This is a genomic window from uncultured Aquimonas sp., from assembly GCF_937888285.1.
In the GTDB taxonomy this organism is placed as follows: Bacteria; Pseudomonadota; Gammaproteobacteria; order Xanthomonadales; family Xanthomonadaceae; genus Aquimonas.
In genome coordinates, this window is record NZ_CALART010000015.1 from 115,956 (window position 1) to 130,691 (window position 14,736).

Here is a 14,736-nt window from a genome sequence, read left to right on the forward strand (position 1 = left end):
GCGGCTGCCCGTGCGCGAAGCCCAGGAGGGCGCGCACGGGCCGGGCTTCAGGCATCCGCTCAGTCGAGCGCAACCTTGAGCGGACTGGAGTCCGGGATGACGCGCGCCGCCAGCTTGGAGTCGGCGCGCAGCAGGTCGATGGCGTCGATCAGCAGGTGAGCCGTCTCGCGGACCAGCGCATCGGGCTTCTCCTCCGCGCTGTCCTCGTCCGCCTCGATCGGACGTTCATCGGCCTGCAGACCGTCGTCGAGCGTCGCGACGGCATCCTCGTCGACCTCCTGACCCAGCGCCTTGCGCTGGGCCTCCCGCGCGGTGCGGCGGGCTTCCTCGCGCTCACGCTCGGCGCGACGCGTGGCCTCGTTGAGCGACAGCGTCTTGCGCTCACGCAGCTCGCGGTACTCGTTGACGTCCTCGATCCACCACTGGAATTCCTGGTCCTGGGCGATGCGCGCCTCGTGCTTGCTCTTCAGCAGAGGCAGCATCGGCTTGAAGTCGCCGTAGCTGTCGAACTTGGCCGGGGCGATCGCCGCCCAGGGCAGCGCGTTGTCGTACACGCTCTCGCCATACTCGGTCGCGTCCCAGGTCACCGGAAACGCGATGTCGGGCACCACGCCCTTGTGCTGGGTGCTGCCGCCGGCGATGCGGAAGAACTGCGCGACGGTGATCTTGAGGTGGCCGAGGCCCGGGTTCTCGCGCGAGAACGCGTCGAGGTCGACCAGGTTCTGCACGGTGCCCTTGCCGAAGGTGGGCTCGCCCATGATCAGGCCGCGGCCGTAATCCTGGATCGCGCCGGCGAAAATCTCCGAAGCCGAGGCGGACGCACGGTTGATCAGCACCGCAACCGGGCCATCCCAGGCCACGCCGGGCTTGCGGTCGGTTTCGATGGACACGCGCCGTCCCGCATCCTTGACCTGCACCACCGGGCCGGTGTCGATGAACAGACCCGTCAGCTCGACGGCCTCGTTGAGGGAACCCCCGCCGTTGTTGCGCAGGTCGATGACCACGCCCTCGACGTTTTCGGCCTTCAGCTCTTCCAGCAGGCGGGCGACATCGCGGGTGGCCGAGCGGTAGTCGGGCTCGTCGCGACGACGGCCTTCGAAGTCCTGGTAGAAGGCCGGCAGAGAAATCACGCCGACGCGGCGCGCGTCCTCGCCCTCCCCCATCTCGATGACCTGCTTCTTGGCCGCCTGCTCCTCCAGCTTGACCTTCTGCCGCGACAGCGAAAGCAGCACGTGTTCGCCGTCGATGCCGACCTCGGCCGGCAGCACGTCGAGGCGCACCACCGAGTCGGCGGGGCCGCGGATCAGGTCGACAACATCGTCGAGTCGCCAGCCGACCACGTCGACCATCGGCCCCGATTCGCCCTGGCCCACCGCGAGGATGCGGTCGCCGGGCTTGATCTTGCCGGACAGCGCGGCCGGGCCACCCGGCACCACCGAGCGGACCACGGTGAACTCCTCGTCGCTGCGGCTCAGCACCGCGCCGATGCCCTCCAGCGACAGGCGCATGGAGATGTTGAAGTTCTCGGAGGTGCGCGGATTCATGTAGGCCGTATGCGGCTCGATCGCGCCGGCATAGGCGTTCATGAAGGTCTGGAACACGTCCTCGGCGTCGATCTGGCGCACGCGCTCGCCGAAGTTCTTGTAGCGCTTGTCGAGCGTCTCGCGGATCTTGTCGATCTCGCGGCCGGCCAGCACCAGGCGCAGGGCGTCATTCTTGACCCGCAGCCGCCACAGCTCGTCGAGTTCCTCGCTGCTGGTCGCCCAGGCGGCGTCCTTGCGGTCGAAGCTGTAGCTCTCGTCGACGCTGAAATCGAAATCCTGTTTCAGTGCCTCGCGCAGGGCGCGGGTGCGCTCCTCGACCCGCTGCCGGTAGACCTTGAAGATCTCGAAGGCCGGCGCCAGACGACCGCTGAGGATCGCCTCGTCCATCTGCAGGCGGTAGGACTCGAAGGCCGCCACGTCATCGGCCAGCAGGAACAGCTTGTCGCCGTCCAGCGATTCCAGGTAGCGGTCGAAGATCTGCTCCGACAGGGCATCGTCGAGCTTCTGTGGGCTGTAGTGGAAGCGCGAGTTGCTGACCAGCTGCGCCATCCAGCGCGCGGCCTCGGTCTGCTGGGCATTGGGCTCGAGCGAAAGCGCGTCGACGCGGCTGCGCTCGGTCTTGGCCGACAGCGGCGCCAGCGGCAGCAGCAGGGCCAGCAGCAGGGGGGCGAAACGGGAAACCGGAGAACGCATGCCATGCACCTTGAGGTCGAGGTCGGAGCCCACGCGGGGCCGCGGACCGATCATGCCAGCCCGGCACCGTCGGGGCGACGGCTCGGGCGCACGAAATCGGCGAAGGACCGCACGGAGTCCGCAGCGGGGACGGAGTTCCCGCGAGCCTCCGGGGCGATTCAGACACCCCTACCCTGCACCCGCGGATGTCGGCACGGCGTGTGCCGAAGGGCAGACCGGGCGCGAGCGGTTCAGAGTTCGACGAATCCCGCGTCCTTGGCCATGCGGTCGGCGTGATAGCTCGATCGCACCAGCGGGCCGGACGCGACGTGGGTGAAGCCCATGTCGAGGCCGATGCGCTCGAGCTCGGCGAACTCGTCGGGGTGCCAGTAGCGCATCACCGGATGGTGGTGCGGGGTGGGCTGCAGGTACTGGCCGATGGTGACCATGTCGACATCGTGATCGCGCAGATCGCGCAGCGCGCCGACGACCTGGTCCATGTCCTCACCCAGGCCGAGCATGATCCCGGACTTGGTTGCCACGTCCGGATGCTGGGCCTTGAAGCGCTTCAGCAGCTGCAGCGACCAGTCGTAGTCGGCGCCGGGGCGGACATTGGTGTAGAGCTCGCGGACGGTTTCCAGATTGTGGTTGAACACGTCCGGCGGGTTCGTCGCCAGGATCTCCAGCGCGCGGTCCATGCGGCCCTTGCCGCGGAAGTCCGGGGTGAGGATCTCGACCTTGATGTTGGGCGACAGCGCGCGGGTTTCGCGGATGCAGTCGACGAAGTGCTGGGCGCCGCCGTCGCGCAGGTCGTCGCGATCGACCGAGGTGATCACGACGTACTTCAGCCGCATGTCGGCGATCGTCTGCGCGAGCTTGAAGGGTTCGGCCGCGTCCGGCGGCTTGGGCCGGCCGTGGGCCACATCGCAGAAGCTGCAGCGGCGGGTGCAGACCTCGCCCAGGATCATGAAGGTCGCGGTGCCGTGGCTGAAGCACTCGTGGATGTTCGGGCAGCTCGCTTCTTCGCAGACCGTGACCAGGGCGTTCTCGCGCAGCCGCGACTTGAGCTGCTGCACGGCGTTGCCGGAAGGCAGGCGCACGCGGATCCAGCTCGGCTTGCGCAGGGTGGGTGCCTCGTCGAACTTGACCGGGCTGCGCGCGATCTTGGTTTCGCCGAGCTGCTTTTCGCCCATCACCAGCAGCGGGATCTCGCGGGACTCGGGCTTGGTGGCGATATCGCTCATGCGGGGCTCGGCTCTGGGGAAGTGGCGACGGCGGCCTGCGCGGCGAGCGCGGTCAGATCCGGCGCGGGTGTCTCGACAGGGTCCAGCCCGAACACGCGGGCCAGGGCCGACACCAGCACGGCGGCGGCGGCTTCGAGGGTGTCGGGACCGCCCAAGTCTAGCAGCTGGGTCACCGCCAGCCCCTGGTAGCCGCAGGGGTTGATGCGGACATAGGGCGACAGGTCCATGGCCACGTTGAAGGCCAACCCGTGGAAGCTGCAGCCGCGGCGCACGCGCAGACCGAGCGCCATGACCTTGGCGCCCTCGACGTAGATGCCGGGCGCGCCATCGACGCGATGCGCCTTGACGCCCCACTGGGCGAGCGCATCGATGGTCGCCGTCTCGATGCGGCAGACCAGCTCGCGCACGCCGATGCCGAGGCGGCGCAGGTCGAGCAGCGGATAGGCGACCAGCTGGCCGGGGCCGTGGTAGGTCACCTGGCCGCCGCGGTCGACGCGCACCACCGGGATGTCTCCAGGCAGCAGCACGTGCTCGGGCTTGCCGGCCTGGCCGAGGGTGAACACCGGCTCGTGCTCGACCAGCCAGAGCTGGTCCGGGCTGTCCGGCCCGCGCTGGTCGGTATAGGCCTGCATGGCCCGCCAGACCGGTTCATACGGCTGGCGCCCCAGCTGGCAGACCTGCAGCGAGCTCACAGCGTCCACTTGATGCCGGGCAGTGCGCGCAGCGCGGCGTGTGCAGCCTCGTAGTGCTCGCGCGCCTCGGCGTGGAAGGCGAGCGTGACCGACTGGTACTTGCCGCCCGAGGAATCGCGCGAGCGCACGCTGTCGGGATCCAGCGCCAGCCCGGCCGCGGTGATCGCGCCGGTGACGCGCTCGACCCAGTCCGGCGCGGCCAGACCGACCGCGGTGATCTCGACGCTGCAGGGAAATTCGAAGCCGCGCTGCTCGGGCGCGCCGCCGAAAGGCGATGGGGGCTGGCTGTTCATCGCCGCATTATCGGGGCGGCGATGTGGATTCCCAAGCAAGGCCGGGGTCGTGCCCGCGCAGCGGCGCAGGCAGCCAGGCACCGATCACCCGGGGCTTCAGTCGTCCTGCGGCCGATGGCGGTTGTCGTGCTCGTGCTCCCTGCCCTCGCGGCCCTCGCGGCCTTCGCGCCACCGACGGTAATCGCGGCGCGGCACGCTGTCGGCCAGCTGTGCGCGCTCGGCGTCGGTGAGCTCAGCGGACAGCCGCAGCAGGCCGCCATGCACGCGCTCCGCCATCGCCCGCTCGCGCTCGCGCACCTCGGCCAGGGCCGCCGCCAGCGCGGCGGCCTCGAAGGGTTGCGCGCGCAGGGCTTCGCGCACCCCGCCATGGGCGGCGCGCAGGGCGCGCAGGTCCGCGACGAAGCCGGCCCGGTCCGGCGCCAGCGCAGCGCGGACCAGCGCCCGCCGCTCCGGCGGCAGGGCGCGCGCGATGCGCCGCGGATCGGGCAGGCTGCGCGCCTCCATGGCTTCGCTTGGCGCCGGCGCGCTGCGGACGCGCCACCACAGCCCGCCCAGGCCCGCGGCCAGCAGCAGGTTCAGGCAGAGCGAGAGCAGCAGGACGATGCGGATGGGTGTGCTGAGCGTGCTCACGGCAGTTCCTCGCTGTCGGCGGGGTCGATCCAGGCCAGCGCAAGCCAGCTGTCAATCTCGGCGTCGGTCTCCGCCTGCGGCGGCGGCAGCATCCAGACCAGGGCCAGGCCGAGGCTGAAGGCACAGGCGAAGGCCGGGCCGACCAGGCGCGGGCCGCCGAGCGCCAGGCCCAGCTCGCGCCACCATGCGCGGCGTGGCTGCGGAGCCTGCGCCAGGATGCGCGCGCGCAGGCCCGCCAACGGCGCTGGCGCCGGCAGCGCGGCGTCCAGGTCGGCGTCCAGTGCGTGCGCCTGCTGAAGTGCCTCGGCCAGCGCCGGTGACTCCGCCGCCAGGGCCTGCACCGCCTCCTGCGCGAGACGCTCACCCTGCGGCCAGCGGCCCGGGTCCGCGCCGTAGGCTGCGATCAGGTCCCTCACCCGGTTGGGGTTCATGGCGTGCCTCCTTCGGTCGCCGCAAAACGCTGCTTGAGCGCGCGCCGCGCGCGCGCCAGCAGGGATTCAAGGGCATCGACGCTGACGCCGAGCGCCTGCGCGCACTCGCCCTGGTCGAGCCCTTCGTAGTGGAACAGCAGCAGCGCCTCGCGCTGGCGCTCGGGCAGGGCCTGGATCGCAAGGCGCAGGGCGCCCTCGCGCTGGTCGAGCTGCAGGGCGCGCTCCGGCTGCGCGGACTCGTCGCCCATCAGGGTGTTCTCGACGGCCTCGTCGATCGCCAGCTGAGGCCGACGCCGGCGCAGGCGATCGCGGCACAGGTTCACGGTCACCGTGTGGATCCAGGTCGACACCCGCGCCTCGCCGCGACGCCAGCCGGCCGCGGCCTGCCACAGCCGCAGGAACAGTTCCTGGGCGACATCCTCGGCCTCGGCCGGATCGTCCAGCAGCCGGGTCGCCAGCCGGTGGACGCGGCCCAGATGCCGGTCCACCAGCTGGGCGCAGGCACGGGGCTCGCCGCGCCCGGCCGCCGCCAGCACGGCGGCGTCCGGGTCGTCCTCGCGCGCTTCGCGAGGCGCGGCGGGCCACAGGCTCAGCATCGGCGCGGATCAGCCGCCGCTCGGGCCATGGCGGTGGCCATGGCGACGGCCTTCACCGCGCTCGTGCCGGCGACTGAGTTCATCCGCCTCGATCACGCCGTCGCCATTGCGGTCCATGCGCTGCAGGCGCTGGGCGTGGGCGGCGGCGAACTCCTCGGCGCTGAGCTGGCCATCGCCGTTGGCGTCGAAGCGTTCAAGCATGTGCTGCTGGCGGCGGGCCCGGGCTTCGGCGCGACGCGCCTCGCGGTAGGTCTCCAGCTCGGCGGCGCTGATCACGCCATCGGCATTGGCATCCACCTCGGCCGCATGGCGCGCGGCAGCAGCGTCGATCTCGGCCTGGCTGATGCGGCCGTCGCCGTCGCCGTCGAAGCGGGCAAGCAGCTGGGCGCGCATGGCTTCAGCCCGCTCGGCGCGAGCGCCGGGTGCGGCTTCGCCGGGCGCAGGACGCGCCAGCGCAGTGGCGCTCACGAAGGTGCCGCCCAAGGCCAGCACCAGCAGGGAACGGGAGAGTGTGGGTTTCATGCTCGCGACTCCTGTGGATCCAAGGCGGATTGCCTTGTGCCGTTCAACGCCGCAGCCCACGGGATCCGTCGCCCGTGGCTGCGGATCCGTTCAGCGAGTGCCGAGCTTCCAGCCCGCGCTGCGCCTCAGTCGGATTCCCACCACAGCATCAGGCCGTCCCAGGTGCGGCCGAAGAAGCCGGCCTCGGGCGCGTCGTCGAGCGCGATCAGCGGGCGTTCGACCAGAGTCTGCTCATCCAGCACCAGGCGCAGGGTGCCCACCGCATCGCCCTTGGCGTAGGGCGCGACCAGCTGCTTGGGCACGTCGATCAGCGCCTTGACCTGCTCGTACTTGCCGCGCGCCACGGTGATCCGCAGCGGTTCGGCGACGCCAAGCCTCAGCGTGCCTCGCTCGCCCTTCCACAGCTTCGGCTCGGCCAGCACGTCGCCGCCGGCGTACAGCTGATGCGACTCGAAGAAGCGGAAGCCGTAGTTGAGCAGTGCCTGGCTGTCGTCGGCGCGCTTCTTCTCGCCGGACGACCCCATGATGACCGTGATGAGGCGCATGCCCTCGCGCTGGGCCGAGGTCACCAGGCAATAGCCGGCGGCGCGGGTGTGGCCGGTCTTGATGCCGTCGACGGTGGGGTCGCGCCAGAGCAGCGAATTGCGGTTGTGCTGGGTGATGCCGTTCAGCGTCAGCTCCTTCTGCGAGTGCACGGCATAGCTCTCGGGGAAGTCGCGGATCAGGGCCTGGCCCAGGATCGCCACGTCGCGGGCGGTGGTGTAGAGGTTCGGATCGGGCAGGCCGGTGGCGTTGGCATAGGAGCTGCCGGTCATGCCGAGCTGCTGGGCGTAGCGGTTCATCAGGCTGGCGAAGGCTTCCTCGCTGCCGGCGACGTGCTCGGCCAGCGCGATCGAGGCGTCGTTGCCACTCTGCACGATCATCCCGTACAGCAGGTCCTGCAGGCGGTGCTTGGAGTTCACCGGCAGGAAGCTGGTCGAACCGTCAGTGCCGCCGCCGCCGCGACGCCAGGCGTATTCGGAGATGGTGACCTCGTCATCCATGCCGACCTTGCCGGCGGCGACCTCGGCCGAAACCACGTAGCTGGTCATGACCTTGGTGATGCTGGCCGGCTCGACGCGGGCGTCGATGTTCTCGCCGAGCAGGACCTGGCCAGTGGCGTAGTCCATCAGCAGCCAGGCGGTGCCTTCGACGCTGGGCGGCTGCGGCGCGGGTGCGGGTGCGCTCGGCACCGGCACGGGTCGCGGCACGGGCTGCGGACTGGGCACGGGCTGGGGCGTCGGGGTCTGCGCCAGGGCGGCGGTGGCGAAGGCCGCGGCGCCGCAGAAGGCGGCGGCCAGCAGGCGCTGATGGAGTGGTTTCATGGATGTCCTCGCTTGAATGTCTGGAATCAGGGCCGGACCGGACGCGGCGTGCCGAGGCCCAGGGCCTGCACGCGCTCGACCACGGCGGTCTGGCGGTCGACGTCGATCGGTCCGATGCGGACGCGGTAGACCGTGCCGCTGCCGACTTCGGCGCGCTCGATCCGCACCGGCCGCAGCCCGGCGCGCTCCAGCTGGTCCTGCACGCGTCGCGCGTTGCCGCGCTCGCCGTAGCTGCCGACCTGCAGCAGCACGTCGCCGGCCTCGACCAGCATCGGCGGCGGCGGTTCCGCGGCCGGGCGTGCGCCGGCGGCCGCGCGCGCTGCGGGCGGCGCTTCGCCCACACCGGCATGCATGCCCGGCGGCACGATCGCGCGCACCTCGACCGGGCCGGTGCCGCGGATGTGGATGCCGAGCTTCACCGCCGCCGCATAGGACAGGTCGATCAGGCGGTCGGCGTGGAAGGGCCCGCGATCGTTGATCCGCACCGTCACGCTGCGGCCGTTCTCGAGATTGGTGACGCGCGCGTAGGTCGGCAGCGGCAGGGTCTTGTGCGCCGCAGTGAAGGCGTACATGTCGTAGGGCTCGAAGCTCGAGGTCGGCCGGCCGTGGAACTTGGTGCCGTACCAGCTGGCCACGCCGCGCTCGACATAGCCCTCGGCGCTGTCCATCACGTGGTAGCGGCGGCCGAGCACCACGTAAGGGCTGTGGTTGCCGTAGCGGGCGCGCGGCTCGGCGCGCGGCACCGGCTCGGGCAGGCCGCTGACGTCGGGCGGCACTTCCGGGCCGCCGTCGCGGATGTGCGGCGCGTACAGGCCACCGCCCTGCTCATCGGCGGGTTCGCCCTGCGAAGGCGGTCGACTGGGACGCGTCGGCGCCGGACGCGCCGGCGGCACGTGGCCCTCGTCGCGGCGCGGCTTGGGCGACGATGCGCAGGCGGCGAGCAGCAGCAGGATCAGGGTGGCGGCAAGCGCGGGCCTGGCGAGCACGCGCAGGCGATGCAGCGCCCTCACGGTGCCAGCGGGGTGGCGCCGTCGGGGCGCGCCTGCGCGATCTCGCCGGCCAGCTGGAACACCGCCAGCGAGTAGAGCTGGCTACGGTTGTAGCGCGAGATCACGTAGAAGTTCTTGAAGGCGATCCAGTGCTCGCGGCCGTCCGCGCCGTCGAGGTTGAGCACGGTCGCCGGCAGGTCGGCGCCCACGGCATAGCGCGGCCGGTAGCCGCGCTCGGCGAGGTCGGCCAGGCCATGGGTCGCTTCCAGGTTGCCCGGCGCGAACTCCTCGGCGGCCTCGAACTTCGCCGGCACCACCACCGGCTGGCCGCGCTCCCAGCCGTGGGCCACGAAGTAGTTGGCGATCGAGGCGGTGATGTCCGGCAGCGAGCCCCAGAGGTCGCGGCGGCCATCGCCATCGCCATCCACCGCGTAGGCACGGTACGAGGACGGCATGAACTGGCCCCAGCCCATGGCGCCGGCATAGCTGCCTTTCGCGGTGTTGAGGTCGATCGCCTCTTCCTGGGCCAACTTGAAGATCGTCGCCAGCTCGCTGCGGAAGAAGGCCTCACGCGGCGGGTAGAACAGGGCGAGGGTGTACAGCGCATCGAGCACCCGGTGGCTGCCGGTGATGCGGCCGTAGCTGGTCTCGACCCCCATGATCGCGACGACCATTTCGGCGGGCACGCCGGTGTCAGCTTCGATGCGCGACAGCAAGGACCAGTGCTCGCGCAGGAAGGCCCGACCATCGTTGATCCGCCGCTCGTTCATGAAGATCGGGCGGTAGTCGCGCCAGGGCTTGGCCTCGGCGGGTCGGGTGATGGCGTCGATAATCGACTGCTGGTAGCGCGCCTCGCCGAGCCAGCGCTCGATGTTCGCCGGATCGAGCCCATGCTTGTCAGCCGCTTCGGCGACGAAGGCTGCCCGCGCCTCACTGGACAGTTGGGGCCGCGTCGAACCGGGCGCTACCGCAGGCAGCAGGAGGGCCGCAGAGACGGCGAGAACACGGGAAGCACGCAGGATCTGCATCGGGGACGGCACGCGGACAGCTGGAAACGCCGGCATCTTACACGCTGCGGCGCGCGGCTCCCCTTGACCTGCTGAACGCGGCTCAGCCCTCGGACTGGAACTGCGGCAGCGCGTCGAGAATGCGGTCCAAGCGGTCCGCTGCCGAGTCCAGTTCCAGCAGCGCCTGCCGCGCCTCGTCGGTGAAGGGCAGCATTTCGGCAAGGCGGAACCCGACCCAGTGCGCATCGTCGAGCTGGGCCTTGCCGGCGTCCGCGTGCGGCCCGCCAAAGTGGTCGAGCAGGCGCTCCAACAGCTGCGCCAGCAGGCCATGCTGGGGCGCCACCGGCTCGGCCGCGAAGTCCTGTATCGACTCGATCTCGCCGATGATCAGGCCGGTGTCACGCATGCGGGTCTGGCGCACCCGGAAGCGCGACTCGCCAACGCAGCGGAGACCGAGCAGTCCATCAGGCAGGGTGTAGAAATCGATGATGCGCGCCAAGGTGCCGGTGGCCGCCGGCAGCGCCGGACCACCGGCTTCGACGCCTTCGAGGATCAGCGCGACGCCAAAGGGGCTGCCGTCGCGACTGCACTGTCGCACCAGATCGAGATAGCGCGGCTCGAACACGCGCAGACGCAGGTCACCGCCCGGAAACAGGACGGTACGCAGCGGAAACAGCGGCAGGTCGCGGACGGCCATTGACGGAGTCTAGTGCAGCGCTTCGCCCTTGGTCGAACGCCTTCGCGGCAAGCATGCATGGCGGGCGGGCTTGCGCATGCTCGCCACGCCTGCCCCGGACGTTGTCGACATACGCGCCGCACAAAGCCAACTTCACTCTGGGCCAAGCGCTGCGCAGCTCAGTGAAGCAGACCCGGAACCAGCGGGGCCCTCGGGCCGACGGCTCAGGAGTCGAAGCTGCCGCGGAACAGCGTGGCCTCGGCCGCGGAGTCGGCGACGGACTCGAAGGACACCGCGCTGATGCGATCGGACTCCGGAGCGGAATCCTGCGCCATGCCCTGCGGCGCCTCACCTGAAGGCACGCCCGGACGCAGGCCGACCGCGACCACGGCCGCCAGCGCGAACGACGCCGCGAGGGCAGCCCACAGCGGTCGCTGGCTGGCCGGCCTGCGGCGCAGGCCGCGCAGCTCGCCCCGCAGCGACTCGCTGTCGGCGCGCAGGCTGGCCACAGTGCGGAGGATGGCGGCCTGGGCGGGATTTGCCGCGGCCAGACTCAGAACCTCATCTCGCGACTCGCGGCTGCCGATGCCATCGAGTGCGGACAGCAGGGCCTGGGGCTCGGCTGCGGGCGACTGCGCCATCGCGGCGCGGTAGAGCTCGGCAAGTCGGCGGGGGGCGGGTGCGTCAGTCATCGAAGTCATCCAGTCCAAGCGCCGCTAGGCGCTGCTTGATCTCATCCAGCCCGCGATAGACCAGCTTGCGGGCGGCATCCAGAGTGAGGTCGGTCAGGTCGGCGATTTCCTGCAGGGCATAGCCCTGCAGGTAGAGCTGAAGCGGCAGCCGCCGCCGCGGCGGCAGTGCCTGCATGCAGGCCCGCAGGTGCTCGACGTTCTGGGCATCGAGCGTACTGCGGTCCGGACCATGGCCAAGACCCGGCAGATCGACGAGACCTTCTTCCGTCTCCGGAAGCGCCTCGGTGGGACGTACCTGCGCACGTCGCACCGCATCGACCAGGGCACTGGCCACCGTTCTCTGGATATAAGACGCAGGGAGTTCGGCATTTGGGTCACGCTCCAGCGTCTTCCACAGCCGGATGCGAACTTCCTGTTCGACGTCCTCGGGGTCGATTCCGTGCTGGCTCAAGCGGTTGGACTCGATCTGGGCGCGCACGCGCGCGCCAAAACGGGCGAGCAGCGCCTCCAGCCGGAGCTTGAGTTCAGCCTGCATCGGTCAGGCGTTCGCGCAGGCCGCCGGCGCCGGCGCTGCGGCGGAAGCACCCGGCCGCAGGGCGGTTTCGATCAGATACAGCGGTCGCTGCTTGGCTTCCATGTAGAGCCGGCCGAGGTACTCGCCGATCACCCCCAGCGCCATCAGCTGCAGGCCGCCGAGGAACAGCACGACGGTCATCAGCGAGGGATAGCCCGCCACCGGATCGCCCCACAGCAGGGTCTTGGCGATGATCACCAGGCCGTAGACGAAGGCAGCCAGCGCCGCCAGCCCGCCGGCATAGGTGCCGATCCGCAGCGGCACCGTGCTGAACGAGGTGATGCCCTCGATCGCGAAATTCCACAGCTTCCAGTAGTTGAACTTGCTGGTGCCGATGTGGCGGGGGTCACGGTGGTAGCCGATCGCGCACTGCCGATATCCCACCCAGGCGAACAGGCCCTTCATGAAGCGGTGGCGCTCGCGGACCTGGCGCAGGGCATCCAGCGCCTGTCGCGAGAGCAGGCGGAAGTCGCCGGTATCGCGCGGCACCGGGGTCGAGGACAGGCGCTCCATCAGGCGATAGAAGCCGGCCGCAGTGAAACGCTTCAGCCAGCTCTCGCCCTCGCGTTCAAGCCGGGTGCCGTAGACCACGTCATGGCCCTCGCGCCAGCGCGCGACGAAGTCGGCGATCAGCTCGGGCGGGTCCTGCAGGTCGGCATCGATGACCACAGCGGCGTCGGCGTCGACCGCATCGAGCCCCGCAGTCAGCGCCAGCTCCTTGCCGAAGTTGCGCGACAGCCGCAGCGCGCCGCAGCGGGGGTCTTCCTGCACCAGCGAAAGCATGACCTGCCAGGTGTCGTCGCGGCTGCCGTCGTCGATGTAGAGGATCTCGCCCACCAGATCCGGCAGCGCGTCGAGCGCGGCGCGGGTGCGCGCGTGGAAGGCGCGCAGGCCTTCGCCTTCGTTGTAGGCGGGCACCACTACGGTCAGTCGCGAACTCACGGGCGGGCTCGTTGCGGCGTCAGGCGATCGGGCGCGCATGCTAGCAGGCCCGCGTTCAGGGCAGTCCGCAGCAGTCCTGCAGGTAGGCCGGGCCGCCGAGCTGGCGCACCTGCCGCTGCACCCAGGCTGCGCGCCGCTGCAGCGCTGGCGAGGGTTGCACCGCGCTGTAGCGGCGCGGCGCCGGCAGCACCACCGCAAGGCGCGCGGACTCGACCGGGCCGAGGGCGGCTGCCGGCTTCGAGAAGAAGCGCTGCGAGGCGGCTTCGGCGCCATAGACGCCCTCGCCGAACTCGGCCAGGTTGAGGTGCATTTCGAGAATGCGTCGCTTCGGCCACAGGCCCTCGATCAGCACCGTGAAGCCTGCCTCCAGGCCTTTGCGCGGCCAGCTGGAGGCTTCCCACAGGAACAGGTTCTTGGCGACCTGCTGGCTGAGCGTGCTGGCGCCGCGCCGGCGGCCGCCGTCCCGCGCTTCGTCGAGCGCGCTGCGGATCGCCTCGACGTCGAAGCCGGCGTGCTCGGGAAAACGCTGGTCCTCGGCCGCCACCACGGCGATCGCCAGCTGCGGCGAGATCGCTTCCAGCGGTCGCCAGCGATGCTCGGGCCAGCGTCCCTGCTCGATCCGGTAGGCCAGCATGAAGGCCGAACCCGGCGGGTCGATCCAGCGCAGGGCCAGCACCAGCCCGACCGGCAGCAGGGCCATCGCCAACGTGGCCAGCAGCAGGCGGCGCAGCCAGGGCCGCCGACGGCGCGCTTGCGGCCGTCGGCGGCCGTCCCCATAGTCGCGGGCTGACTTTTTCATGGCGGCATCCTAATGGCATTCGAAGACTCCACCCCCCTGGCGTCCGATGGGGGCGGCCTGCTCAGCCGCTTCCTGCTGGAGCGCAGCGGCCTGCGCGGCGTGCACGTCCGCCTGGACGAAGCCTGGCGCAGCATCCGCGGCCGCAGCGCCTACCCCGACGCGGTGGCCGGCCTGCTGGGTGAAGCCAGCGCCGCGGCTGCCCTGTTCACCGGGCATGTGAAGGTGGACGGGCGCCTGTCGATCCAGCTGCGCGGCAGCGGTGCGCTGCGCACGGTGTTCGCCGAGTGCACCTCGGCGGGCAGCCTGCGCGGCCTGGCGCGCTTCGAGGCGCCGCTGCCCGAACGGCTGGACCCGCGCCACTTCGGCGCCGACGCCATGCTCGCCATCACCATCGAGAGCAGCCTCGGCGAGAACCGCGAGCCGCAGCGTTATCAAGGGCTGGTAGGCCTCGATGCGGACAGCCTTGCGGCGGCGTTCGAGGACTACTTCGGCCAGTCCGAACAGCTGCCGACGCGGATCCTGCTGGCCGCCGACGGCGAGCAGGCCTGCGGCCTGATCCTGCAGCAGCTGCCTGGGGCCAGCGATGACGCCGACGCCTGGCCGCGGGCCCAGGCCCTGTTCGACACCCTCGGCCGCGACGAGCTGCTGGCCCTGCCCGCCGAAACCCTGCTCTACCGCCTGTTCCACGAAGAGGGCGTGCGCCTGGTGGCGCAGAAGCCGCTGCGTTTCGGCTGCTCCTGCTCGCGCGCGCGCGTCGGCGGCATGCTGATCTCGCTCGGCCGCCAGGAAGCCTTCGATTCACTGCAGGACGGCCGCGTCGAGGTGATCTGCGAATTCTGCGGCCAGCACTACCACTTCGATCCGGTGGACCTGGAGCAGCTGTTCGCCGGCGGCGGCAGCGGCGAGGCGGGAACGCTGCAGTAGCGCCTGCTCGCCGCGGGCGAGGACGTCCACGCCAGATTCGCCCCTCGGTCCGCGCGGCGCAGGCGAGGCGCCATCGTCGACCGCCTCTCCGCAGTCGCCCCTTTCGTCACCGCCCCCACCTAAGGGCTATTGCTCCTCGTGGGGC

General features: G+C 70.8%; 17 protein-coding genes. 1 reads left to right on the forward strand and 16 read right to left on the reverse strand.

Annotation, left to right across the window (positions count from 1 at the left end; translation table 11 throughout):
• Nucleotides 1–59: 59 nt before the first annotated feature.
• From Q0654_RS05090 to mtgA, 16 genes are all read right to left on the reverse strand, one after another.
• Entirely contained in the window at nt 60–2,237 is a 2,178-nt protein-coding gene (locus tag Q0654_RS05090) for a carboxy terminal-processing peptidase (protein WP_298851140.1), read from the reverse strand.
• 230 nt (nt 2,238–2,467) lie between these two features.
• The gene (gene lipA, locus Q0654_RS05095; RefSeq protein WP_298851142.1) at nt 2,468–3,460 is read right to left on the reverse strand and encodes a lipoyl synthase; all 993 of its coding nucleotides are present in this window, start codon (nt 3,458–3,460) and stop codon (nt 2,468–2,470) included.
• A complete protein-coding gene (gene lipB, locus Q0654_RS05100; protein ID WP_298851145.1) occupies nt 3,457–4,152 on the reverse strand; it encodes a lipoyl(octanoyl) transferase LipB in 696 nt (231 codons plus the stop codon). The genes lipA and lipB overlap by 4 nt, the downstream gene beginning before the upstream one ends.
• A complete protein-coding gene (locus Q0654_RS05105; protein ID WP_298851147.1) occupies nt 4,149–4,445 on the reverse strand; it encodes a DUF493 domain-containing protein in 297 nt (98 codons plus the stop codon). The genes lipB and Q0654_RS05105 overlap by 4 nt, the downstream gene beginning before the upstream one ends.
• A 96-nt stretch (nt 4,446–4,541) precedes the next feature.
• Complete coding sequence (locus tag Q0654_RS05110) at nt 4,542–5,075, reverse strand: periplasmic heavy metal sensor (RefSeq protein ID WP_298851149.1); 534 nt, start codon at nt 5,073–5,075, stop codon at nt 4,542–4,544.
• Complete coding sequence (locus Q0654_RS05115) at nt 5,072–5,506, reverse strand: hypothetical protein (protein ID WP_298851151.1); 435 nt, start codon at nt 5,504–5,506, stop codon at nt 5,072–5,074. The genes Q0654_RS05110 and Q0654_RS05115 overlap by 4 nt, the downstream gene beginning before the upstream one ends.
• On the reverse strand, nt 5,503–6,102 hold the full coding sequence (locus Q0654_RS05120) for an RNA polymerase sigma factor (protein ID WP_298851153.1): 600 nt from the start codon (nt 6,100–6,102) through the stop codon (nt 5,503–5,505). Before Q0654_RS05120 ends, Q0654_RS05115 begins: the two co-directional genes overlap by 4 nt.
• Before the next feature lie 9 nt (nt 6,103–6,111).
• Complete coding sequence (locus Q0654_RS05125) at nt 6,112–6,624, reverse strand: EF-hand domain-containing protein (RefSeq protein WP_298851155.1); 513 nt, start codon at nt 6,622–6,624, stop codon at nt 6,112–6,114.
• A gap of 125 nt (nt 6,625–6,749) precedes the next feature.
• Nucleotides 6,750–7,988 carry a D-alanyl-D-alanine carboxypeptidase family protein gene (locus tag Q0654_RS05130; protein ID WP_298851157.1) on the reverse strand — a complete coding sequence of 413 codons (1,239 nt, stop codon included), beginning with the start codon at nt 7,986–7,988 and terminating at the stop codon, nt 6,750–6,752.
• A gap of 26 nt (nt 7,989–8,014) precedes the next feature.
• A complete protein-coding gene (locus Q0654_RS05135) occupies nt 8,015–8,998 on the reverse strand; it encodes a septal ring lytic transglycosylase RlpA family protein (RefSeq protein WP_298851160.1) in 984 nt (327 codons plus the stop codon).
• Nucleotides 8,995–10,005, reverse strand: coding sequence for a lytic murein transglycosylase B (mltB, locus tag Q0654_RS05140; protein ID WP_298851162.1), 1,011 nt, complete (start codon nt 10,003–10,005; stop codon nt 8,995–8,997). Before mltB ends, Q0654_RS05135 begins: the two co-directional genes overlap by 4 nt.
• Nucleotides 10,006–10,087: 82 nt before the next feature.
• Nucleotides 10,088–10,681 (reverse strand): LON peptidase substrate-binding domain-containing protein, encoded by a 594-nt coding sequence (locus Q0654_RS05145; RefSeq protein ID WP_298851164.1) that lies wholly within the window; start codon nt 10,679–10,681, stop codon nt 10,088–10,090.
• Between the two features lie 203 nt (nt 10,682–10,884).
• On the reverse strand, nt 10,885–11,352 hold the full coding sequence (locus Q0654_RS05150; protein ID WP_298851166.1) for a hypothetical protein: 468 nt from the start codon (nt 11,350–11,352) through the stop codon (nt 10,885–10,887).
• Nucleotides 11,345–11,887 (reverse strand): sigma-70 family RNA polymerase sigma factor, encoded by a 543-nt coding sequence (locus Q0654_RS05155; protein ID WP_298851167.1) that lies wholly within the window; start codon nt 11,885–11,887, stop codon nt 11,345–11,347. Before Q0654_RS05155 ends, Q0654_RS05150 begins: the two co-directional genes overlap by 8 nt.
• 3 nt (nt 11,888–11,890) lie before the next feature.
• Nucleotides 11,891–12,907: a glycosyltransferase family 2 protein gene (locus Q0654_RS05160; RefSeq protein WP_298851169.1), complete on the reverse strand. Its 1,017-nt coding sequence runs from the start codon at nt 12,905–12,907 to the stop codon at nt 11,891–11,893.
• Nucleotides 12,908–12,923: 16 nt separating this feature from the next.
• Nucleotides 12,924–13,667 carry a monofunctional biosynthetic peptidoglycan transglycosylase gene (gene mtgA, locus Q0654_RS05165; protein WP_298851171.1) on the reverse strand — a complete coding sequence of 248 codons (744 nt, stop codon included), beginning with the start codon at nt 13,665–13,667 and terminating at the stop codon, nt 12,924–12,926.
• A 12-nt stretch (nt 13,668–13,679) separates the two neighbouring features.
• Here mtgA and Q0654_RS05170 point away from each other — a divergent pair, with 12 nt between their 5' ends.
• Complete coding sequence (locus Q0654_RS05170) at nt 13,680–14,591, forward strand: Hsp33 family molecular chaperone HslO (protein ID WP_298851174.1); 912 nt, start codon at nt 13,680–13,682, stop codon at nt 14,589–14,591.
• Nucleotides 14,592–14,736 lie beyond the last annotated feature (145 nt).

Bases quoted from the DNA above. Each gene is read 5' to 3' on its own strand.
- Q0654_RS05090 (WP_298851140.1), bottom strand. From the start codon at position 2,237: ATGCGTTCTCCGGTTTCCCGTTTCGCCCCCCTGCTGCTGGCCCTGCTG.
- lipA (WP_298851142.1), bottom strand. From the start codon at position 3,460: ATGAGCGATATCGCCACCAAGCCCGAGTCCCGCGAGATCCCGCTGCTG.
- Q0654_RS05105 (WP_298851147.1), bottom strand. From the start codon at position 4,445: ATGAACAGCCAGCCCCCATCGCCTTTCGGCGGCGCGCCCGAGCAGCGC.
- Q0654_RS05115 (WP_298851151.1), bottom strand. From the start codon at position 5,506: ATGAACCCCAACCGGGTGAGGGACCTGATCGCAGCCTACGGCGCGGAC.
- Q0654_RS05120 (WP_298851153.1), bottom strand. From the start codon at position 6,102: ATGCTGAGCCTGTGGCCCGCCGCGCCTCGCGAAGCGCGCGAGGACGAC.
- Q0654_RS05125 (WP_298851155.1), bottom strand. From the start codon at position 6,624: ATGAAACCCACACTCTCCCGTTCCCTGCTGGTGCTGGCCTTGGGCGGC.
- Q0654_RS05130 (WP_298851157.1), bottom strand. From the start codon at position 7,988: ATGAAACCACTCCATCAGCGCCTGCTGGCCGCCGCCTTCTGCGGCGCC.
- mltB (WP_298851162.1), bottom strand. From the start codon at position 10,005: ATGCAGATCCTGCGTGCTTCCCGTGTTCTCGCCGTCTCTGCGGCCCTC.
- Q0654_RS05145 (WP_298851164.1), bottom strand. From the start codon at position 10,681: ATGGCCGTCCGCGACCTGCCGCTGTTTCCGCTGCGTACCGTCCTGTTT.
- Q0654_RS05150 (WP_298851166.1), bottom strand. From the start codon at position 11,352: ATGACTGACGCACCCGCCCCCCGCCGACTTGCCGAGCTCTACCGCGCC.
- Q0654_RS05155 (WP_298851167.1), bottom strand. From the start codon at position 11,887: ATGCAGGCTGAACTCAAGCTCCGGCTGGAGGCGCTGCTCGCCCGTTTT.
- Q0654_RS05160 (WP_298851169.1), bottom strand. From the start codon at position 12,907: ATGCGCGCCCGATCGCCTGACGCCGCAACGAGCCCGCCCGTGAGTTCG.
- mtgA (WP_298851171.1), bottom strand. From the start codon at position 13,667: ATGAAAAAGTCAGCCCGCGACTATGGGGACGGCCGCCGACGGCCGCAA.
- Q0654_RS05170 (WP_298851174.1), top strand. From the start codon at position 13,680: ATGGCATTCGAAGACTCCACCCCCCTGGCGTCCGATGGGGGCGGCCTG.